At 61.2% G+C, this 21,218-nt stretch carries 16 protein-coding genes; 12 read left to right on the forward strand and 4 right to left on the reverse strand.

Going from position 1 to position 21,218, the window contains the following annotated elements:
• Genes tssK through tagH form a run of 3 tightly spaced genes read right to left on the reverse strand, consistent with a single transcriptional unit; the run spans position 1 to position 3,249 of the window.
• Positions 1 to 1,335, reverse strand: coding sequence for a type VI secretion system baseplate subunit TssK (gene tssK, locus AC1RAC_RS09650; RefSeq protein WP_492616523.1), 1,335 nt, complete (start codon positions 1,333 to 1,335; stop codon positions 1 to 3).
• 18 nt (positions 1,336 to 1,353) lie between these two features.
• Positions 1,354 to 1,863, reverse strand: a complete 510-nt coding sequence (gene tssJ, locus AC1RAC_RS09655) for a type VI secretion system lipoprotein TssJ (protein ID WP_200647420.1) — start codon at positions 1,861 to 1,863, stop codon at positions 1,354 to 1,356.
• A 57-nt stretch (positions 1,864 to 1,920) separates the two neighbouring features.
• Positions 1,921 to 3,249, reverse strand: coding sequence for a type VI secretion system-associated FHA domain protein TagH (gene tagH / locus AC1RAC_RS09660; RefSeq protein WP_492616524.1), 1,329 nt, complete (start codon positions 3,247 to 3,249; stop codon positions 1,921 to 1,923).
• Positions 3,250 to 3,642: 393 nt separating this feature from the next.
• Here tagH and tssA point away from each other — a divergent pair, with 393 nt between their 5' ends.
• The 12 genes from tssA (at position 3,643) to AC1RAC_RS09720 (ending at position 20,681) form a co-directional block, all read left to right on the forward strand.
• Entirely contained in the window at positions 3,643 to 4,659 is a 1,017-nt protein-coding gene (tssA, locus tag AC1RAC_RS09665; RefSeq protein WP_034129111.1) for a type VI secretion system protein TssA, read from the forward strand.
• A 54-nt stretch (positions 4,660 to 4,713) separates the two neighbouring features.
• Positions 4,714 to 5,220, forward strand: a complete 507-nt coding sequence (tssB, locus tag AC1RAC_RS09670; protein WP_003195557.1) for a type VI secretion system contractile sheath small subunit — start codon at positions 4,714 to 4,716, stop codon at positions 5,218 to 5,220.
• A 2-nt stretch (positions 5,221 to 5,222) separates the two neighbouring features.
• Positions 5,223 to 6,719 (forward strand): type VI secretion system contractile sheath large subunit, encoded by a 1,497-nt coding sequence (gene tssC, locus AC1RAC_RS09675; protein WP_003195559.1) that lies wholly within the window; start codon positions 5,223 to 5,225, stop codon positions 6,717 to 6,719.
• A gap of 155 nt (positions 6,720 to 6,874) precedes the next feature.
• On the forward strand, positions 6,875 to 7,363 hold the full coding sequence (locus AC1RAC_RS09680; protein WP_003195562.1) for an Hcp family type VI secretion system effector: 489 nt from the start codon (positions 6,875 to 6,877) through the stop codon (positions 7,361 to 7,363).
• 72 nt (positions 7,364 to 7,435) lie between these two features.
• The gene (gene tssE, locus AC1RAC_RS09685; RefSeq protein WP_003195563.1) at positions 7,436 to 7,951 is read left to right on the forward strand and encodes a type VI secretion system baseplate subunit TssE; all 516 of its coding nucleotides are present in this window, start codon (positions 7,436 to 7,438) and stop codon (positions 7,949 to 7,951) included.
• Entirely contained in the window at positions 7,948 to 9,807 is a 1,860-nt protein-coding gene (gene tssF / locus AC1RAC_RS09690; RefSeq protein ID WP_072445649.1) for a type VI secretion system baseplate subunit TssF, read from the forward strand. Before tssE ends, tssF begins: the two co-directional genes overlap by 4 nt.
• Positions 9,771 to 10,814 carry a type VI secretion system baseplate subunit TssG gene (tssG, locus tag AC1RAC_RS09695; RefSeq protein WP_054919762.1) on the forward strand — a complete coding sequence of 348 codons (1,044 nt, stop codon included), beginning with the start codon at positions 9,771 to 9,773 and terminating at the stop codon, positions 10,812 to 10,814. Before tssF ends, tssG begins: the two co-directional genes overlap by 37 nt.
• Positions 10,807 to 13,467, forward strand: a complete 2,661-nt coding sequence (gene tssH, locus AC1RAC_RS09700; protein WP_072445651.1) for a type VI secretion system ATPase TssH — start codon at positions 10,807 to 10,809, stop codon at positions 13,465 to 13,467. The genes tssG and tssH overlap by 8 nt, the downstream gene beginning before the upstream one ends.
• A gap of 47 nt (positions 13,468 to 13,514) precedes the next feature.
• On the forward strand, positions 13,515 to 15,461 hold the full coding sequence (locus AC1RAC_RS09705; RefSeq protein WP_492616525.1) for a type VI secretion system Vgr family protein: 1,947 nt from the start codon (positions 13,515 to 13,517) through the stop codon (positions 15,459 to 15,461).
• Between the two features lie 15 nt (positions 15,462 to 15,476).
• Entirely contained in the window at positions 15,477 to 15,911 is a 435-nt protein-coding gene (locus tag AC1RAC_RS09710) for a DcrB-related protein (RefSeq protein ID WP_054896056.1), read from the forward strand.
• A gap of 14 nt (positions 15,912 to 15,925) precedes the next feature.
• A complete protein-coding gene (locus AC1RAC_RS09715; protein WP_082423351.1) occupies positions 15,926 to 20,296 on the forward strand; it encodes an RHS repeat-associated core domain-containing protein in 4,371 nt (1,456 codons plus the stop codon).
• A gap of 10 nt (positions 20,297 to 20,306) precedes the next feature.
• Complete coding sequence (locus AC1RAC_RS09720; RefSeq protein ID WP_044269929.1) at positions 20,307 to 20,681, forward strand: DUF4259 domain-containing protein; 375 nt, start codon at positions 20,307 to 20,309, stop codon at positions 20,679 to 20,681.
• A 103-nt stretch (positions 20,682 to 20,784) separates the two neighbouring features.
• Here the strand turns inward: AC1RAC_RS09720 and AC1RAC_RS09725 are convergent, their stop codons facing one another.
• Complete coding sequence (locus AC1RAC_RS09725) at positions 20,785 to 21,060, reverse strand: HU family DNA-binding protein (RefSeq protein ID WP_003195589.1); 276 nt, start codon at positions 21,058 to 21,060, stop codon at positions 20,785 to 20,787.
• Positions 21,061 to 21,218 lie beyond the last annotated feature (158 nt).

A 21,218-nucleotide genomic window follows, 5' to 3' on the forward strand; every position in this document is an offset into this window, starting at 1 on the left:
TTATCCTCGGATCGCCCAGAAGGCCAGGTTCAAGCCCGGGAACTGCCCGGCGATATGGAAGGCGAAACCGCCGGAATTATTCAGCTGCTGCCAGTGCTCGCTGCCACGGTCCAGCTCGTAGTAGGTGCTGCCGGCGTGGTAAGGCAATTGGCGCGGCGCCACCGGCAACGGCAGCAGGCCGATGCCCGGCAGTTGCAGGTTGACCATGTCGCGAATGTGCTCCACCGAGCCGACCTTGCTCTGCTGGCCGAAACGCGCACGCAGGGTTTCGCCGGGCACATCGGCGCGTACCACAAGGATGAAACTGGCGTTGTCGAGCAGGGTCTTGTCGGCCAGCATCGCCACATGGATGCCGTAGGCTTTCTCCACAATCGGGATCGGCGTGGCCTTGCTGTCGATCAGCATCGACAGCGCCTCACGCAGGGCCGCCATCACCGGCATGAAGCTCAGGGCCAGGTCGTCGTGCTGGTACTGCGGGTATTCCTGGGGGCGACGGCTGGAGGTTGAAAAGGTGGAAAACTCACCAGCCAGGCTGACCAGTTCGCTGAAGAAGCGCTCCGGGTGCAACGGGCTCAACTGGCTGAAGTGCTGGATCAGCGGCTGGGCGCGGTTGACCAGTTGCAGCAGCATGAAGTCGGCGATCTCCGAGGCACCACCGGCACCCGAGGCCACCACGCGGCCGGCCAGGGCTTCGCCACGCTGGTGCAACAGGCCCAGCAGTTCACTGCGAAAGGCCGTCAGCGGTTTGCTCGCGGCCACGTCCAGCACGGGCGGGATGTAAGTGTCATCGAGCACCAACGCACGGTCGGCACGCTTTTCCTTGATGCGTACCAGGCCGACGGCCGCGTAGTCGCTGATGCCGTCCTGCGCCGTCAGCAGGCGCAACGCCCGCGACCCCACGGCCACCGGTACACGGTTTTCGAACGGGGCGTTGTCGTCGCGCACTTCACGCACCTGGCTCACGTAGCGCGCGGCTTCCAGGGCCTCGCCCTCGTCCACCGTGTCACGGGCGCCGGCACGCTTGAGCGGCAGGGCCAGGTAAACCAGGCCGTCGCGCAGGTTGTCGTCGATATTCAACGGGCTCGGCGCCAGGTCGTCCTGGGGAATATTGAACGGCGTGCCATCGGGCAACAGGCCGCGGGCCGACACGATCGCCAGCTTGCCCTGGGCCAGCAGGCCCTGGTCGATCAGCAGCTCGGAGAACCCCCAGGCACCCGCCGACAACGGGCGGCTGCGGGCATCGATCAGGTTTTCCAGGTAACGGTCATGCTGCTGGAAGTGCTGCGTTCCGATGAACATGCCTTCCGACCAGACCACGCGATTGTTCCAGGACATGGGGGCTCCGATTGCTTGTTATTGGGCTGGGCTGGATGGGGAAACCACGACGTCGGCGCGCACGGCATGCACGTCGAGGCTGATCTGGTATTCGCTGTATTGGCGCGGCGGCACGTTGATGACCGTGCGCCATTGCGCACGGTCCAACTCGCGGTAGCCCACCAGCAAGCCGATCTGGCGCGTGGACGGGTCGAGATCGCGCTGCAGGCTCAGTTGTTGGCCGGGCTGCACCATCACTTCGTCCTGGTCCAGCAGGTCGAGGCCGAGGGTGGATTGCGCACGGTCAGCCAGGGCGAAGTAATCGGAGCGTGAAAAGGTCGCGGCGTTTTTCAATTCGAAAATGCGCACCCGCACCGGCGCGGCCTGGCCGTTGGCACCGGGGTTAAGCCCGGCAATCGCGTGAAAATGCAGCTCAACGGCGGCCGTGTCAGCTTCGGCCTCGGCAGCCGCCTGGGGTTTGGCAGTGTCGTTGGCACACGCCGTCAGCAGCAGCACGGTGGCGGCTGCGAGTAAAAACCTGGGAATCATCCTGCGTCCTCAATGACGTATTTAGCTATCCGTTTTATCCATTGGTGCGAGGCGTTTTCAGCGTCGCTGTCGTGCACTGTGTTCTTCGTAGGCCCGGCTGAATTCACGACCGAACAAGTCCTGGAAATCGTCCTGGGCCTCGCGGGAAATGTTGCTGTAGAGCTCGGTGAACTGCTGCCAGTACTGGGCCTGGCGCGAACCATTGAAGAGACTGGAGAGGCCGCCGGGCTTGCCCATGCGCTCCTCCAACTGCGCCGGTTCAAAGCGCGTGAGCAAGTGCTTGATCGCCGCTTCCACGCCAGCCATCACGGCCAACTGGTGGGCGCGCAGGTCGTCGAAACTGTCACGTACGGCAAGGTCCGGCGCCATGAACGCCTGGTTGCCATGACGCAGCAACAGCAGTAACGCTTCATCGGCATTCGGGGCGAATTTCAATGGGTTGTTTTCGGCGGGGCGGATCATTGTCTGCTGCATGCGGAACTCGCCCTTGAGGCTGGCACGGGCGCGCAATACGTCGATCAGGCCCTCGACCATCAGCCGGTAGCTGCGGCCGATGCTTTCCATCTGCGCGCAGGCGTCGGCTTTGTCCAGGCGCAACTGGTCCAGGCCCGCACCGCGCAGGAAGGCTTGCAGGAGGTCCGGTGGTGGCTCGGCATTGGCCACGGGGAGCGCAACAGGCTCGACCACGGGCGGCGGCGGGATGATCGGTGCTGGGGCGGGCGCAGCATTGACGACGGGGGCGGGCGCGTCGCTGAACAGGTCCCAGTCTTCGGGAATCACCGAGCCTTGCACCAATGGCTTTTCGGGCGCCGGTACGGCCACTGGAGCCGGGGGGCGAAAATCGTGTTGCACGGACGGCACATGGTCCGCCACGGTGGGCGGCGGCACGGCGGTGGGGCTGAGGAAGTCGAACAGGTCTGGCAAGGTTTCCATGGCCGAGGCACCCTGGAACTGCGGCGCGATCATCGGTGTGGGCGCAGGTTGGCTCGCCACGGCGCCCATCAGCGCTTCAAAGCTGTTGGGTGAGTCACCGGCAAATGGCTGGCTGTCGATGGCCTGCACGTTGAAGTCGATACGCGCCTGGATTTCGTAATCGCCGATGCGGATCAACTCACCGTCTTGCAACGGCTCGCTGTTACCCCGACGCATACGAATACCCGCCTTGACCAACTCCACACCATTGGTGCTGTTATCGGTCAAGTAATAACGGCCATCTTTGTATTGAATAACGCAATGTTGCGAAGAGACGAGACGCTCAGGGTCGGGCAATACCCAGTCATTGTCAGAACTGCGGCCAATAGCCATCACGCCCTGACCCATGGACTTTTCGGGGCATTGCCCAGGGGTGATCTTGTGATAACTAGTGATAGTCAAACACAGCGACATCTTGCCTCCTTGCTGATACATCGCGCGCAGTCTACCCAGGAGGCAGCACCGCCCTGGAGAGTCCCGTCCTGTCGTACAAACGACCGCCAAAATCTGCTTTTACCAGCATGATCGCTGATCTTAACTGGCTTCCATGACAAAAATCCGCTCTGGGCGCGCCTTTCGACTCGCCAGTCGCGCAGGTTGTTAAACACCGCACATCTGTCACAGAGGGCGAATAGCTTACCTTGACAAGCCATAAGTACTACACCAAAAATGCACAACTTCTTGAACATCAGTGATGGCACAGTAGTGGCGCGCTGAGTGTATGACCAAGAAAACATGCAAAGTTCATTACGCAACTAGTGCATGAATTGCCCGCCATCCAGCGGGCCGATAAGGAGATCGAATTCAGTGGATGTGCCGTTGCTGCTCACCGCCGTTTCCGCGACGTCGCCTTGTGGCGAGGACATGGAATATGACGCGCAATTTCTGCAATTGGAACGTGATGCCAAGGGCCAACCCGAACGCAGCATGGGCGACTCGATCCTGCCCGCTGAGCCGCCCGAGTGGCGCAGCATCCAGCAGCAAAGCCTCGACCTGTTGCAGCGCAGCAAAGACCTGCGCATCACCCACTTTCTGCTGCAAAGCACCCTCGCCCTCCAGGGTGTGGCCGGGCTGGCCGAAGTCCTCACGCTGATCAACGCCTTGCTGCGCCAATACTGGGCCGATCTGCACCCGCGCCTGGATGCCGACGATGACAACGACCCCACCGTGCGCATCAACGCCCTTACCGGCCTGACCTGCGAAACCAATATTCGGCTGCTGCGCGAAAGCATCCTGACACGCTCGCGCACCTTCGGGCCCGTGAGCCTGCGCGCCGCGCTCAACGCCAGCGGCCTGCAGAGTTTTGCCGATGAGCAGTTGGGCAACCAGCAACTCAACGCCGCGTTCCTGGACAGCGACCCCGAACAACTGCAAGCCACCCGCGACGCCTTGAGCGCGGCGCGCACGGCGTGCGAGGCCATTGAGCAACAGGTCAATGACCAAGTCGGTTCCGCCCAGGGCGTGGACCTCAGCGCCTTGAAGCAGCCGCTCAAACAGGCCCTGCAACTTCTCAATCAAGCGGTGCCAGGCACCGACAGCAGCAGCGATCCCGAGGCCGTCAGTGAAGACAATGCCCCCTCGGTCGACGCCGCCGCGCCCGCAGCCCCTCGCCCGACGGGCGACATCGCCACCCGCGACGATGTGCTGCGCAGCCTCGACAAAATCCTTGCGTACTACACCCGCCACGAGCCTTCAAGCCCGCTGCCGGTGCTGTTGAACCGAGCCAAGAATCTGGTACATGCCGACTTTGCGGCCATCGTTCGCAATCTGATTCCCGATGGCATGTCCCAATTTGAAAACCTGCGCGGCCCCGACAGCGAGTAAGCCGCCGGACCGTGCAGTAACAACACCGTCGCTCAAGCGACCAGGAGCAGCAACGTGGCGAAGCAAAGTTCTCAGAAATTCATCGCGCGCAACCGTGCGCCTCGAGTGCAGATCGAGTACGACGTCGAGCTTTACGGCGCCGAGAAAAAGGTCCAGCTGCCCTTCGTGATGGGCGTGATGGCCGACCTCGCCGGCAAGCCTGCCGAGCCGCTGGCACCCGTGGCCGACCGCAAGTTCCTTGAGGTGGACGTCGACAACTTCGACTCACGCCTCAAGGCCATGCAGCCACGCGTCGCGTTCCACGTACCCAATGAGCTGACAGGCGAAGGCAACCTGAGCCTGGACATCACCTTCGAAAGCATGGACGACTTCAGCCCGGCCGCCGTGGCCCGCAAGGTCGACTCCCTGAACCAGCTGCTCGAAGCCCGCACCCAATTGGCCAACCTGCTGACCTACATGGACGGCAAGACTGGCGCTGAAGAAATCATCATGAAGGCGATCAAGGACCCGGCATTGCTTCAGGCACTTGCCAGCGCGCCCAAGCCTGCAGGGGAGCAGTAATCATGACGGACAATACCGCCCGCGAAGGCAGCCAGATCCTGGGTACCACCGAAGAAGCCAGCGAGTTCGCGAACCTGCTGCTGCAAGAATTCAAGCCCAAGACCGAGCGTGCCCGCGAAGCCGTTGAAACCGCGGTGCGCACCCTGGCTGAACAGGCCCTGGCGCAAACCGACCTGGTGTCCAACGACGCGATCAAGTCGATCGAATCGATCATCGCCGCCATCGACGCCAAGCTCACCGCCCAGGTCAACCAAATCATCCACCACCAGGATTTCCAACAACTGGAAAGCGCCTGGCGTGGCCTGCATTACCTGGTCAATAACACCGAGAGCGATGAGCAACTGAAGATTCGCGTGCTCAACATCTCCAAGCCAGACCTGCACAAGACCCTGAAGAAATTCAAGGGCACTGCGTGGGACCAGAGCCCGATCTTCAAGAAGATGTACGAAGAAGAATACGGCCAGTTCGGTGGCGAACCTTACGGCTGCCTGGTGGGTGACTACTACTTCGACCAGTCGCCGCCCGACGTGGAACTGCTGGGCGAGCTGTCGAAAGTCTGCGCCGCCATGCACTCGCCTTTCATCGCTGCGGCCTCGCCGACCGTGATGGGCATGGGTTCGTGGCAGGAACTGTCGAACCCACGCGACCTGACCAAGATCTTCACCACCCCGGAATACGCCGGCTGGCGCTCGCTGCGTGAATCGGAAGACTCGCGCTACATCGGCCTGACCATGCCGCGCTTCCTGGCACGCCTGCCGTACGGCGCCAAGACCGACCCGGTGGAAGCCTTCGCTTTCGAAGAAAACACCGACGGCGCCGACAGCTCCAAGTACACCTGGGCCAACGCCGCCTACGCCATGGCAGTGAACATCAACCGTTCGTTCAAGCACTACGGCTGGTGCTCGCGCATCCGCGGCATCGAGTCTGGTGGTGAAGTGGAAAACCTGCCGGCCCACACGTTCCCTACCGATGACGGTGGCGTGGACATGAAGTGCCCGACCGAAATCGCCATCAGTGACCGCCGTGAAGCGGAACTGGCGAAGAACGGTTTCATGCCGCTGCTGCACAAGAAAAACACCGACTTCGCCGCGTTCATCGGCGCCCAGTCGCTGCAGAAACCTGCCGAATACGACGACCCGGACGCTACCGCCAACGCCAACCTGGCCGCACGCCTGCCGTACCTGTTCGCCACCTGCCGTTTCGCCCACTACTTGAAGTGCATCGTGCGCGACAAGGTCGGTTCCTTCAAAGAGAAGGACGAAATGCAGCGCTGGTTGCAGGACTGGATCCTCAACTACGTCGACGGCGACCCGGCGCACTCCACCGAAACCACCAAGGCCCAGCACCCGTTGGCGGCGGCCGAAGTGATCGTGGAAGAAGTCGAAGGCAACCCGGGGTATTACAACTCCAAGTTCTACCTGCGCCCGCACTATCAGCTTGAAGGGCTGACGGTGTCGTTGCGCCTGGTATCGAAACTGCCTTCGGCAAAAAGCGCATAAGTAACGATTGAGCTAGCTCGTTCCCACGCTCCGCGTGGGAATGCCGCCCGGGACGCTCTGCGTCCCGGTGACGCGTAGCGTCACAGGATGCGTTACCACGCAGAGCGTGGGAACGATCACCCAATCAAGTGGCATGGGCCACACAGGGAGAAAACATGGCTGTTGATATTTTCATCAAGATCGGCGACATCAAGGGCGAGTCCATGGACAAGGCCCACAAGGACGAAATCGATGTGTTGAACTGGAGCTGGGGCATGTCCCAGTCCGGCAACATGCACGTCGGCGGTGGCGGTGGCGCGGGCAAGGTGAATATCCAGGACCTGTCGCTGACCAAGTACGTCGACAAGGCTTCGCCCAACCTGATGATGCACTGCGCCAGCGGCAAGCACATCGACAAGGTCAAGCTGACCGTGCGCAAGGCCGGTGGCGAGAGCCAGGTCGAGTACATGGTGATCAACCTGGAAGAAGTGCTGGTCACCTCCTTGAGCACCGGCGGTTCGGGCAGCGATGATCGCCTGACCGAAAACGTCACCCTGAACTTTGCCCAAGTGATGGTCGACTACCAGCCGCAGAAAGCCGACGGCACCAAAGACGGCGGCGCCATCAAGTTTGGCTGGAACATCCGTTCCAACACCAAACGCTGATAGCCCTTGTGGCCGTGGCCCGGTGCCACGGCCATTGTGTCCCTCTCGCAACCCGTCCGTGGAGCTGCTTTGGTGGTAACTGAAATCGCTTCCCGCGACCGTCTGCAACCGTCCCTGCTGGACCGGTTGACCGACGACGACCCGACCAACCCCAAGGAAAGCGCCGACAAACGCGTGCTGTCCCTGACCCAATTGAAGGCCTCGGTGCTGCGTGACCTGGCGTGGTTGCTTAACACCACCTCGTTACTCGATACCGATGCCACGCTGCACACCCCGGCCGGCACTTCGGTGGTCAATTACGGCCTGCCGGCACTGGCGGGCAACAGCGCTTCGAGCGTCGATATCAAAGCCCTGGAAGCCCTGATTTACCAGGCCATCGCCACTTTCGAGCCGCGTATTTTGCGCCACACATTGCGAGTCAAGGCGCGCATGGGCCATGGCGAGATGAATCACAACGCCCTGAGTTTCGAGATTGAAGGCGACCTGTGGGCACAGCCGGTGCCGTTGCGTTTGCTGTTGCAGACCGACGTGGACCTGGAGTCCGGCCATGTGCGCGTGCTGAATGCCGACCAGCGGAGACGCCCATGAACCCGCGCCTGCTGGAGCTGTACAACCAGGAACTGCACCACGTGCGCGAAAGCGCCGCCGAGTTCGCCAAGGAATACCCGAAGATCGCCAGTCGGCTGACCCTGTCCGGTATGGACTGCGCCGACCCGTACGTCGAACGTTTGCTTGAAGGCTTCGCCTATCTCACGGCCCGCGTGCAGCTCAAGCTCGACGCCGAGTACCCAACCTTCACCCACAACTTGCTGGAAATCGCCTACCCGCACTACCTGGCACCGACGCCGTCGATGACCGTAGTGCAACTGCAGACCGACCCCGATGAAGGCTCCCTGGCCGGCGGTTTCCCGCTACCCCGTGACACGGTGCTGCGTGCCGCCCTGGGCCGTGAAACCCAGACCTGCTGCGAGTACCGCACCGCGCACCCGGTGACACTGTGGCCGTTGCAGGTCAGCAACGCCGAATATTTCGGCAACCCCGCCGCCGTGCTCGGGCGCCTGGCCGCCAGCGAACCGAAAGCCAAGGCCGGCCTGCGCCTGACCCTGCGCACCGGTGCCGAGCTGCCGTTCAACAGCCTCGACCTGGATACCTTGCCGCTGTACCTGAGCGGCGCTGATGAACAACCGTTTCGCCTTTACGAACAACTACTGGGCAACGCCTGCGCGGTGTTTGCGCGCGAGCCCGGTGGCGATTGGGTCGAGCGCCTGCCCCAGGGCGCGTTGCGCTCGCGGGGGTTCGATGATGCCGATGCGGCCATGCCGGTGGTAGCGCGGGCGTTCCAGGGCTATCGCCTGTTGCAGGAGTACTTCGCCCTGCCCCATCGCTTCCTGTTCGTTGAGTTCGCCGAGTTGAGCCGTGCGGTCAAACGGTGTGACGGCCAGGAGCTGGAACTGATCGTGCTGTTCGACCGCCACGAACCGAGCCTGGAAGGCAGTGTCGGCGCGGCGCAGTTCTTGCCGTTCTGCACGCCCGCCATCAACCTGTTCCCCAAGCGCGTGGACCGCATCCATTTGTCCGACCGGGTCAATGAACACCACGTGATCGCCGACCGTACGCGGCCGATGGATTTCGAGATTCACTCCTTGAGCGGCATTACTGGCCATGGCACCGGACCGGAGCAGCCGTTCTTGCCGTTCTATGCGGTGCGCGATCCGTCGCGCTATGGCCGCGACCAAGCGTATTACAGCGTGCGCCGCGAGCCGCGTGTGCTGTCCAGCGATCAGCGCCGCAATGGCCCGCGCTCCACTTATGTGGGCAGTGAAACCTTCGTCAGCCTGGTGGACAGCCGCCAGGCGCCGTATCGCCATGACCTGCGCCAGTTGGGCGTGACGGCACTGTGCACCAACCGGGACCTGCCGCTGTTCATGAGCGTGGGCAACGGCAAGACCGACTTCACCCTGGCCGACAGTGCACCGGTACTGGCCGTGCGGTGCGTCGCCGGGCCAAGCCGCCCGCGTGCCAGCCATGCGCATGACGCCAAGGCCTGGCGCCTGATCAGCCAGTTGTCGCTCAACTACCTGTCCTTGAGCGAAGAGGGCCAGGGCGCCGGCGCCTTGCGCGAACTGCTGCGCCTGTACGGCGACAGCAATGACGCCGCCCTGCAATTGCAGATCGAAGGCCTGCGCGAAGTCAGCAGCAAGGCGGTGACTCGACGCCTGCCGATGCCTGGCCCGATTGTGTTTGGCCGCGGCCTGGAAATCACCTTGGAGTTCGATGAAAACGCGTTTCGCGGCACCGGCGTGTTCCTGCTCGGTGCAGTGCTGGAGCGCTTCCTGGCACGCTACGTGTCGATCAACAGCTTTACCGAGACGGTAATCCGTACCACCGAACGCGGCGAGATCATGCGATGGAAAGCCAAGCCCGGACGGCGTCCGACCCTGTGAGAACCCTGGACGCGATGCACCAGGAGCCCTGGGAATATGACTTCTTCCAGGCATTGCGGCGCATCGAGTGCGAAACGCCCGAGCTGCCACGCCTGGGCCATTCCCTACGCCTGGCCGATGACCCGCTGCGCCTGGGGCAGCAGGCCGATTGCACCTTCGCACCCGCCACCCTCGCCTCGGTCGACCCCGGTGGCGACGGCAAGCCGGCGCGGTTGGAGCAGTTCTTTTTCGGCCTCGGCGGCCCCAACGGGCCGCTGCCGCTGCACATCACCGAGTACGTGCGCGAGCGCCAACGCAACAACGCCGACAGCACCAGCAAGCAGTTCCTGGATGTGTTCCACCATCGCTTGCTGACCCTGTTCTATCGGGCCTGGGCCGAGGCGCGGCCAACGGTCAGCCATGACCGCCCGGACGATGACTACTGGTCCGCCCGCCTCGCCGCCCTGAGTGGCCGCGGGATGCCGAGCCTGCTCAATCAAGGGCTGATCCCCGATACCGCGAAGCTGCATTACAGCGGCCATCTGTCGGCGCAAACCCGTTACCCGGATGGCTTGAAAGCGATCCTCAGCGAGTACTTCGGCCTGCCGGTAGAGATCGAGGAATACGTCGGCCAATGGCTGGAACTGCCCGAACGCAGCCGCGTGGGGGTCAGCGCCAACCAGTTGGGCGTGGACTTCTGCCTGGGTAGCCACGTGTGGGACCGCCAGCACAAATTCCGCATCCGCCTGGGCCCGCTCACGCTGGATGACTACATGGGCATGCTGCCCGGCCAACAGCCGTTCAACGAGCTGGTGGCGTGGGTGGCCGAGTACCTGGGCCATGAAATGGACTGGGACTTGAACCTGGTTTTGCAACAACCCGAAGTTCCGGCGCTGCAACTCAACGGCCAGTTCCGCCTGGGCTTCAACACCTGGCTCGGCCAACCTGCGCATGACGCCAACGACCTAATCCTGGCCCGGCATTACGCCGACCACGCCACCACCTCAAGGAATCCAGAGCATGGGTGAAATCAGTCGCGCCGCACTGTTCGGCAAACTCAACAGCGTGGCCTACAAAGCCATCGAAGCCGCCACCGTGTTCTGCAAGTTGCGGGGCAATCCGTATGTGGAACTGGCCCACTGGTTTCACCAGTTGCTGCAACTGCAGGACTCGGACCTGCACCGCATCATCCGCCAGTTCAACGTGGAGCCGGCGCGCCTGGCCCGTGACCTCACCGAAGCCCTGGATCGCCTGCCGCGTGGCTCGACGTCGATCACCGACCTGTCGTCCCACGTGGAAGAAGCCGTAGAACGCGGCTGGGTGTATGGCAGCCTGATGTTCGGCGAAAGCCAGGTGCGCACCGGTTATCTGGTGCTGGGCATCTTGAAGACACCGAGCCTGCGCCATGCGCTGCTGGGTTTGTCCGGCGAGTTCGACAAGATCAAGGCCGAGGCCCTGAGCGAGCGCTTTGATGAATACGTCGGTGACTCGCCGGAAAATGCCTTGAGCGCCAGCGATGGCTTCAATGCCGGCGTCCCTGGCGAGGCCAGCGGTGCCATGGCGCCCAGCGCGATGGGCAAGCAGGAAGCGCTCAAGCGCTTCACTGTGGACCTGACCGAACAGGCCCGCAGCGGCAAGCTCGACCCAATCGTGGGCCGTGACGAGGAGATTCGCCAACTGGTGGATATCCTCATGCGTCGGCGCCAGAACAACCCGATCCTCACTGGTGAGGCCGGGGTGGGCAAGACCGCCGTGGTCGAAGGTTTCGCCCTGCGTATCGTCGCCGGTGACGTACCGCCTGCGCTCAAGGACGTGGAACTGCGCAGCCTCGACGTGGGCCTGTTGCAAGCCGGCGCCAGCATGAAAGGCGAGTTCGAACAGCGCCTGCGCCAGGTCATCGAAGACGTGCAGGCTTCACCCAAGCCGATCATCCTGTTTATCGACGAAGCCCATACCCTGGTAGGTGCCGGTGGCGCCGCCGGCACCGGTGACGCGGCCAACCTGCTCAAGCCTGCCCTGGCCCGTGGCACCTTGCGTACCGTGGCTGCCACCACCTGGGCCGAGTACAAAAAGCACATAGAGAAAGACCCGGCCCTGACCCGCCGTTTCCAGGTGGTACAGGTTGCCGAGCCGTCGGAAGACAAGGCCCTGCTGATGATGCGCGGCGTGGCTTCCACAATGGAAAAACACCACCAGGTGCAGATCCTCGACGAAGCTCTGGAAGCCTCGGTGAAGCTCTCCCACCGCTACATTCCGGCGCGCCAGTTGCCGGACAAGTCCGTGAGCCTGCTGGACACCGCCTGCGCCCGCGTCGCCATCAGCCTGCACGCGGTCCCCGCGGAAGTGGACGACAGCCGTCGCCGTATCGAAGCCCTGGAAACCGAGCTGCAAATCATCGCCCGTGAGCATGCGATCGGCATTGCCATTGGAGCGCGTCAAACCCATAGCGAAGCGCTGCTGACCGCCGAACGTGAGCGTCTGACCACGCTGGAAAGCCGTTGGGCCGAAGAGAAAACCCTGGTGGATGAGCTGCTCGCCACCCGCGCAACCCTGCGCGAGAAGGCCGGGGTTGTGGACAGCGGCAACGATGAACTGCGTGCAAAACTGGTCGATCTGCAACAGCGCCTCACCGCCCTGCAAGGCGAGACCCCGTTGATCCTGCCGACCGTGGATTACCAGGCCGTGGCCTCGGTGGTCGCCGACTGGACCGGCATCCCGGTGGGCCGCATGGCCCGCAACGAACTGGAAACCGTGCTCAACCTCGACCAGCACCTGAAGAAACGCATCATCGGCCAGGACCATGCCCTGCAAATGATCGCCAAGCGCATCCAGACCTCCCGCGCCGGTCTCGACAACCCGAGCAAGCCGATTGGCGTGTTCATGCTGGCCGGTACCTCGGGTGTGGGCAAGACCGAAACTGCCCTGGCCCTGGCCGAAGCCATGTACGGCGGCGAGCAGAACGTCATCACCATCAACATGAGCGAGTTCCAGGAAGCCCACACCGTGTCCACACTCAAGGGCGCGCCACCGGGCTATATCGGCTACGGCGAAGGCGGTGTGCTGACCGAAGCGGTACGGCGCAAACCCTACAGCGTGGTGCTGCTCGATGAGGTGGAGAAAGCTCACCCGGACGTGCACGAGATTTTCTTCCAGGTGTTCGACAAGGGCGTGATGGAAGACGGCGAAGGCCGGGTGATCGACTTCAAGAACACCCTGATCCTGCTGACCACCAATGCCGGTACCGAACTGATTTCCCACGTCTGCAAGGACCCGGCGAACACCCCCGAGCCCGAGGAAATCGCCAAGGCCCTGCGCCAGCCGTTGCTGGAGATTTTCCCACCGGCCTTGCTCGGTCGCCTGGTGACCATCCCGTACTACCCGCTGAGCGACGAGATGCTCAAGGCGATCACACGCCTGCAACTGAACCGCATCAAGAAGCGTGTGGAGAACACCCATAAAGTCGCGTTCGAGTATGACGACGCAGTGGTCGACCTGATCGTCTCGCGCTGCACCGAAACCGAAAGTGGCGGGCGCATGATCGATACCATCCTCACCAACAGCCTGCTGCCGGACATGAGCCGCGAATTCCTCACGCGCATGTTGGAAGGCAAGGCACTGGCGGGGGTGCGGATCAGCAGTCGGGATAATGAATTGCACTACGACTTCAGCGACACCGAATAACTATTGTTGGAATACGGTCAGTGATGACGGTATTTACGGGACTACCGATGCTATTCAACCAAGCCTCACGCCTGGCCAAGATCACCAGCCCCCTGGGGCCGGATGTGCTGCTGCTCAACGAAATGGGCGGCGGTGAAGAGCTGGGCCGGCTGTTCAACTATGAGCTGCAACTGACGTCCCTGGACGCCAACATCGACCTGAACCAGTTGCTGGGCAAACCGATGAGCGTCGGCCTGCAACTGGCGGACGGTGGCGAGCGGTACTTTCACGGCATCGTCGCCCGTTACAGCCAGAACATCGACCAGGGCCAGTTCGCCAGTTATCAGGCTACCCTGCGCCCATGGCTGTGGTTGCTCAGCCGTACCTCCGACTGCCGGATTTTCCAGAACCTGAGCATCCCGCAGATCATCAAGCAGGTGTTCCGCGACCTGGGTTTTTCCGACTTCGAAGACGCCCTGAGCCGGCCGTATCGCGAGTGGGAGTACTGCGTGCAGTACCGCGAGACCAGCTTCGATTTCGTCAGCCGGCTGATGGAACAGGAAGGCATCTACTACTTCTTCCGCCATGAACAGGACCGCCATGTGCTGGTGCTGGCCGACGCCTATGGCGCCCACACCAGCGTGCCCGGCTACGCGTCGATCCCCTACTACCCCAAGGACGAGCAGCAGCGCGAACGCGACCATATGCACAATTGGCACTTGGCGCAGGAGGTGCAGCCGGGCTCGCTGGAGCTCAACGACTACGACTTCCAGCGCCCCAGCGCGAGCATCGACGTGCGCTCGGCCATGCCGCGCCCGCACACCGCCGGCGACTACCCACTGTACGACTACCCCGGCACCTACGTGCAAAGCGCCGACGGCGAACACTATGCGCGCACCCGCATCGAGGCCCTGCAAACCCTGCATGAACAGATCGAGTTCAGCGGCAATGCGCGCGGCCTGGGCTCGGGCCATCTGTTCAGCCTCACCGGCTTCAGCCGCCAGGACCAGAACCGCGAGTACCTGATCGTCGGTTGCCGTTACTTCGTCGTGCAAGAAAGCCTGGAAAGCGGTGGCGGTTCAGGCTCCGCGCAGTTCGAAAGCAGCCTGACCTGCATCGACGCCCAACAGAGTTTCCGCCCGCTGGCCAACACCCACCGTCCTATCGTCAAAGGCCCGCAGACCGCGCTGGTGGTAGGCCCCAAGGGCGAGGAAATCTGGACCGACCAGTACGGCCGCGTGAAGGTGCATTTCTACTGGGACCGCCACGACCAATCCAACGAGAACAGCTCGTGCTGGATTCGTGTGTCGCAATCCTGGGCCGGCAAGAACTGGGGCTCGATGCAGATTCCACGCATCGGCCAAGAGGTGATCGTCAGCTTCCTCGAAGGCGACCCCGACCGACCGATCATCACCGGGCGGGTGTACAACGCTGAGCAGACGGTGCCCTACGACTTGCCGGAGAACGCCACCCAAAGCGGCATGAAAAGCCGCTCCAGCAAGGGCGGAACGCCGGCCAACTTCAATGAAATCCGCATGGAGGACAAGAAGGGGTTGGAGCAGTTGTATATCCATGCCGAGCGTAACCAGGACATCGTGGTGGAGGTGGATGAAAGCCACTCGGTGGGGCATGACCGGAATAAGAGCATTGGGCATAACGAGACGGTGACCATCGGCAGCAATCGCCTGCGGGTTGTGCGCAACAACGACACGGTGATCGTGGGCGGTGCCAAGTCCGACAGCGCCGCCACGCACTACACCATCGAGGCCGGCGAGAGTCTTCGCCTGGTGTGCGGCGACAGCGTGATCGAGCTCAAGGCAGGCGGGGACATCAACCTGACCTGCGGCTCGTTCAACCTGTTTTCCAGCGGCAGCAGCAAGATCCAGACAAAGGGCAAATTGGACATCAACCTGGGCAGTGACAAGGGCACATCGCCCGGTGCCCAAGGCGTGCAAAGCACGATCAAGTCCGCCGTCGAGTCAAAATTCCCCGGTAAGCCCGGTGCTGGTCAATAACGAGATTTCGCCACCATGAACTACCTGATCAACGAAGCCCAATTCACCCTGCCCGATGCCGAGGTACAGGACACCTCGATCAATATCCTCAAGTTCGCCAAGCTGAGCACTACCCTGGTGGTGAGCCGCAGCCCCTTGGCCGATGGCGAGAGCCTGCAAAGCAATTTCGAAGGCCAGTTGAAAAAACTCGAACAGCAGGTCCAGGACCTTCGCTATTCCCCGGCGCAAGCGGTCAAGGTCGGTCCAGCGCAGGACATCGACGCGTTTGAAGTGCAGAACCACTTCAGCAAAGGCAGCGACAACATTTACCAATATCAGCTGGCCATGCAGATACCGGGCACACGTCGCTTGATCGCCCTCAGTTACGTCAAGGCCCAGCCCCTGGGCCCGGCCGAGGCGGCGCACTGGGCAACGCTGAAAAGCACACTCAACTTCCTTGCCACGCCTTGAGTCGAGCCTGAGCAATGAGTGAGGACCTTTGGGCCGCCCGCGAAGGCGACGCACTGCTGCACACCTCGGTGATGGCCGACATTCTCGGCGGTGTGCTGGAAGTGGCCGCCTATGCGGCGATCACTACCGTGGGCTGCCTGGCCGTTGCCGGGGCAGTGTTCCTCGCGACCGGTGCGACCATCGCCACCGGCGGTGTGGCCCTGGTGTTGGTGGTGGGCGCGGTCGTCGGCATCACCGCTGGGCTCACGGGGGCTGACTTGAAAATATCCAGTTGGTGCGAGTCCGCCGCCAACTGGGTGTTCCCGCCAGTAATCGATGCGTTCATCACCAGCGGCTCGCACAATGTGTTTATCAATGGCAAAAAGGCCGCCCGCGCAGCCGGTAAGATGACCGCTGTACCGGTCGCGCCCAGCGAGCCGCCGGCACCAAGCTTCCTGGATATGGCCGGGGAGTTTTTCTCGCAGATGTGGCGCCCGACCGTCGCCTCGCCTACCCCCGGCACCGAGCCTTGCCCGCTGGATACCGTGGCGTGCAACAAGCACCCGCCCATGCCCCTGCAATTCATTGCCGAGGGTTCCAGCTCAGTGTTCATCAATGGGCAGCCTGCGGCACGCAGCGGGGATCGCAGTACCTGTGACGCCAAGATTGGCACGGCCAAGGGCTTGATTTCGCCGGACGTGCGCATTGGTGGCGAGACCATTGTGGTACAGGAGATTCGTAGCGGGAAAACGCCGGGGGTGGGGCTTGCCATTGCCGTGGTGATGGCGTTACGGGGCAATGTGAAGTGTTTCTGGACCAAGCTGCCGTGTCTGGTCGGTGGTTTGCTGGTGGGGGGCGCCGTCTCTTACGCAACCAGCAAGGTCACCTCCGCGCTCAAGAGCGCCATGAATGGCTCGCCCAATCCAGTGCACAGCGCGACGGGCGCCAAGATCCTGGGCGGGGATGAGGAACTGGACTTCACATTGCAGGGATTGCTCCCGATAGATTGGCAGCGCTTTTACAGCAGCCTCGACACACGCCGGGACGGCCTATTTGGCGCTGGCTGGAGCGTCGCGTATGAGGTGTCGATCGAGATAGAAGCGGACGAAAACCTAATCTACATCGACGAGCAAGGACGCCGCCTGGAGATCGGTTACATCCCGTTGTCCGGCGGAGCGTTCGATCCGGGCCAAGGCCTTGCAGTCAGGCGCAGTGGCGACGGCGCGGTATTGATCGAGAGCATCGACGGCCTGTATCGCCTGTTCGAGCCCGACCCGCTGAATAACTCGCGGATGCGCTTGCATCTGCTGGGTGATCGCAATGAGGGGCGGATTTTCCTCGACTACGACAGTCAGGGCCGACTGTATCGCCTGCGCGACACCCACGATTTGATGCATGTAGAACTGAACTACTCGGCTGAACACCCTAGGCGTGTGAGCTACATCGAGCGGCGCTACCTGCGCCAGGACCATTTCGATGCGCGCAGCGATGTGCTCGTCAGTTATCGCTACGACAGCGTGGGCGATCTGGCTGAAGTGCTGGACGAGCAAGGTACAACCCTTCGACGCTTTGCCTACGACAATGACCGGCGAATGGTCGAACACCAATTGCCGAGTGGCCTGCGCTGCTTCTACCAGTGGGCTGAAGTACCTGGGCCAGGCGGCCCGGAATGGCGCGTCAGCCGCCACTGGACAGATGCGCGTGATGAATACAGCTTCCATTACGACCTGGACGCCGGCATTACCCGCGTGACCGACGGCCTGATGCGGGTCAGCACCCGGCATTGGAACCCGCAGTTCCAGATCACTCGCTACGTCGATAACCTGGGTCATGCGTGGCAGTTTGAGTGGAACGATGATCGCCAGTTGCTCGGTGCGATTGATCCGCAAAAAGGCCAGTGGCGTTTCAACTATGACGCGTCCGGCAACCTGAGCGCCGTCATCGATCCGCTGTCCAGAACCAGTAGCACGCAATGGCTGGCGCACTGGGCATTGCCCCAAGTGGAAACCGATCCGGCAGGCAACAGTTGGCATTATCGGTACGACCAGCGTGGCAATTGCGTCGAGGAAATCGACCCACTGGGAAACCGTACGCGCTATGTGTATGACGGGTTCGGGCAGCCGGTGCAAATCATCGACGCCACTGAAAAAACCAAGACACTGCATTGGGACGAATGGAACCAGTTGGTCGAGGCGGTAGATTGCTCGGGTTACCCCACCCGTTATCAATACGATGCGTTCGGCAATCTGGTGGTGCAGACCAATGCGGAAGGCGAGTCGGTGCGCTACCGGTACGGACCTCGAGGGCTATTGCTGGAATGCCAGCTTCCGGATGGTCGCGTGGAACAGTTCCAGCGCAGCGCCACTGGTTATCTGCTTGCTCACATCGATCCCGGCGGCGCCGTCACACGCTATGCCTATAATAGTCGCGGCTTGGTCAACCAACGGTGGGATGCGCATAACCGCAGCGTGATGTTCGACCATGACGACTATGGGCGACTGCGCAAACTGACCAATGAGAACGGAGAGAGCTATCACTTTGAATGGGACGCAGCGGACCGCATGGTACAGCAGCAGGATCTTGACCAGAGCCGGCGCCGCTACACCTATGATCCGCTGGCTGATGTCGTCGCCGTGGATTACCTGCCGGGGACGGAAGGCGAACCCGTAGCCCCATTGTCGCACCAGTTTCAGCGAGATCCGGTTGGACGCCTGGTCAGCAAAATAACTGCGGACGGTACTACCAGCTACGTCCACGACCTGAGCGACCAACTGATCGGTGTCACTTTCACAGCGCCTGATGGGAGTGAGCAATCACTCGGTTTCAGCTATGACGCCATGGGGCAGCTCCTAGAGGAACAAAGCTCGGCCGGTTCTGTGCAGCATCGTTACGACGAACTGGGAAACCTGATTCAAACCGGCTTGCCCGATGGTCGGTGGCTCAATCGCTTGTACTACGGCAGTGGCCACCTGCATCAGTTGAATCTCGATGGTAAGGTCATTAGCGACTTCGAGCGGGATCGTTTGCACCGCGAAGTGCAACGCACTCAGGGCCAACTCAAAACGAGTACCGCCTATGATCGAAGTGGACGGGTTCGCTCGCGACAGCGTCGTATTATTGACCAACCGTGGCAATTGCCACCGTTGGTTGAGACTGAATACTGCTACGACCCAAGCGATAACCTGATCGGGCGTCGTCGTACTGACCGTCAAGAGCTTCTGGGCTACGACAGTACGGGACGTATCCTCGTCAACCACCAAGCAGGACGCAGCGAAACCTACGCCTATGATGCTGCCGCCAATTTGCTCGACGGCCCGACCCAAGGCGGCCTGGTAAGGCATAACCGCCTGCTCACCTATCAAGACAAACGTTACAAGTACGACACCCTTGGACGGATGATCGAGAAAAGCAGCACGTCGCGCGGGTTGCAACGGTTTACTTACAATGCCGAGCATCGCCTGATCAAAGTGCATAGCCAGAAAGGCGCGCTGAACACGATTGTGAGGATGGTGTACGACCCTCTGGGGCGGCGTGTTGGCAAAACGGAACACGATGCCAATGGGCTCTGCCTGGGAGAAACACGCTTCGACTGGGATGGCTTGCGTCTTTTACAGGAACATCGGCATAGCCAGACCAGCCTCTATCTATATGACAATTACAGCTATGACCCGCTAGCTCGAGTGGACGGTACGGGGAAACACCAGTGCGTACGGTATTACCACAATGACCTGAACGGACTGCCAGAGTACCTCACTGAGACTGATGGGCTCATAGTTTGGCAAGCGCGCTACGAAGCATGGGGCGCGCCCCTTGAAGAAGTGCGAGAAGCGTACTTCATCGAGGAGCAAAACCTGCGATTCCAGGGTCAGTATCTTGATCGAGAAACCGGGTTGCATTTCAATACCTTGCGGTATTACGACCCCGACGTTGGCCGTTTTACGACACCTGACCCTATAGGTCTGGCAGGTGGTTTGAATCTTTACGCTTATGCCTCGAACCCACTGACTTGGATCGATCCTCTTGGACTGAACCCAGCGCTCCTGGAGGCGCTTGGCTCGGATGCAAAATCAGTCGGTGTTTATCGATTTACTGACAAAAATGGCAAACTCTACGTAGGTTCCACTACTGATCAAACCTTCGGCTCAAGACTGAGTCAGCATGTCGCTTCTGGAAAACTGCCGGCTGACAAAATCAGCTCGGTACAGTTACACAGTATGAACGGGGCCACCGCCCAGGAAATCTACAAGGTCGAAGCCAGTGAAATTGTGCGAAATGGCGGCAGGAGCGTAGACGGCGGAAAAACCTCCAACCTTCGAGCGCCTGCCGGTACACGTGAGCTATTCAAAAACCCCAACTGGGTCGCAACAGAAAAATCTAAACCATCACGTTTCGGAAAATGTGGCTAAGGAGTCAAAAATGGGCGCCTGGAATTACAACCCTTGGGAAAACGATGAAGCCGCGGACTGGTTTCAGGAGTTCTGGAAGCAACAAAATTTTGCGGTCTTGATCAACGAAATCAGCCAGTTTGATCCCGCTGAAGAACGTTATGACGCCTTTAGGGCTGCCTGTTATCTATTACAAACCCTAGGCAACCCCTATATATGGCCAGCTGAATATCTGGCACAACTCAAACCCCTGATCGAGCAGGCTATTTCAATACTGACCCAACTGATTGATCCGCCCAATGACGAATGGGGGTTTCTTGATATGTGGGGCGACAGTGCCGATGTTATCAACGCAGTGGAGGAACAAATCGACGCTCTGAAAATGCGATTAGGCGAGCTGGCTTAATCTGGCATACGCATCAGCACCCAACAAAAAATGGGCACCCGACCCAGTCGGCGTGCCCATCTTCTTTACCGCCCCGCCTCCCTTCGAGACGGTACCGCTTAACTTACGGGTTGACGCTGTCTTTGAGCGACTTGCCCGGCTTGAACGCTACGGTGTTGCTCGCCTTGATTTTCACTGGCTCACCGGTTTGCGGGTTTTTGCCGGTGCGGGCGCCGCGGTGGCGTTGCAGGAAAGTGCCGAAGCCGACCAGGGTGACGCTGTCCTTGCGGTGCAGGGCGCCGGTGATTTCTTCGAGGACGGCATTGAGGACGCGGTTGGCCTGTTCTTTGGTGAGATCGGCTTTTTCAGCGATGGCGGCTGCGAGATCTGGTTTACGCATATGTGAAGCCTCTTTGACGGTTTTTTGTTGTTATGTCCGTGCTGCTCTCTGGTGGAGCAGCGCCAAGGCGCCGCAGGCTCTACTCTGCGGCAGACGGGAGTGAGGATGGCATGCCCTCGGGCGCCGCGCCAGTCTCGCGGCGGCCTTTCTCGGGGTAT

This window comes from Pseudomonas sp. GW823-FHT02F05, assembly GCF_058797315.1.

Coding starts and splice junctions, on each gene's coding strand:
- AC1RAC_RS09680 (WP_003195562.1), top strand. CDS start 6,875: ATGGCTGTTGATATTTTCATCAAGATCGGCGACATCAAGGGCGAGTCC.
- AC1RAC_RS09705 (WP_492616525.1), top strand. CDS start 13,515: ATGCTATTCAACCAAGCCTCACGCCTGGCCAAGATCACCAGCCCCCTG.
- AC1RAC_RS09715 (WP_082423351.1), top strand. CDS start 15,926: ATGAGTGAGGACCTTTGGGCCGCCCGCGAAGGCGACGCACTGCTGCAC.
- AC1RAC_RS09720 (WP_044269929.1), top strand. CDS start 20,307: ATGGGCGCCTGGAATTACAACCCTTGGGAAAACGATGAAGCCGCGGAC.
- AC1RAC_RS09710 (WP_054896056.1), top strand. CDS start 15,477: ATGAACTACCTGATCAACGAAGCCCAATTCACCCTGCCCGATGCCGAG.
- tssH (WP_072445651.1), top strand. CDS start 10,807: ATGGGTGAAATCAGTCGCGCCGCACTGTTCGGCAAACTCAACAGCGTG.
- tagH (WP_492616524.1), bottom strand. CDS start 3,249: ATGTCGCTGTGTTTGACTATCACTAGTTATCACAAGATCACCCCTGGG.
- AC1RAC_RS09725 (WP_003195589.1), bottom strand. CDS start 21,060: ATGCGTAAACCAGATCTCGCAGCCGCCATCGCTGAAAAAGCCGATCTC.
- tssJ (WP_200647420.1), bottom strand. CDS start 1,863: ATGATTCCCAGGTTTTTACTCGCAGCCGCCACCGTGCTGCTGCTGACG.
- tssG (WP_054919762.1), top strand. CDS start 9,771: ATGGAAAGCCAAGCCCGGACGGCGTCCGACCCTGTGAGAACCCTGGAC.
- tssK (WP_492616523.1), bottom strand. CDS start 1,335: ATGTCCTGGAACAATCGCGTGGTCTGGTCGGAAGGCATGTTCATCGGA.
- tssF (WP_072445649.1), top strand. CDS start 7,948: ATGAACCCGCGCCTGCTGGAGCTGTACAACCAGGAACTGCACCACGTG.
- tssC (WP_003195559.1), top strand. CDS start 5,223: ATGACGGACAATACCGCCCGCGAAGGCAGCCAGATCCTGGGTACCACC.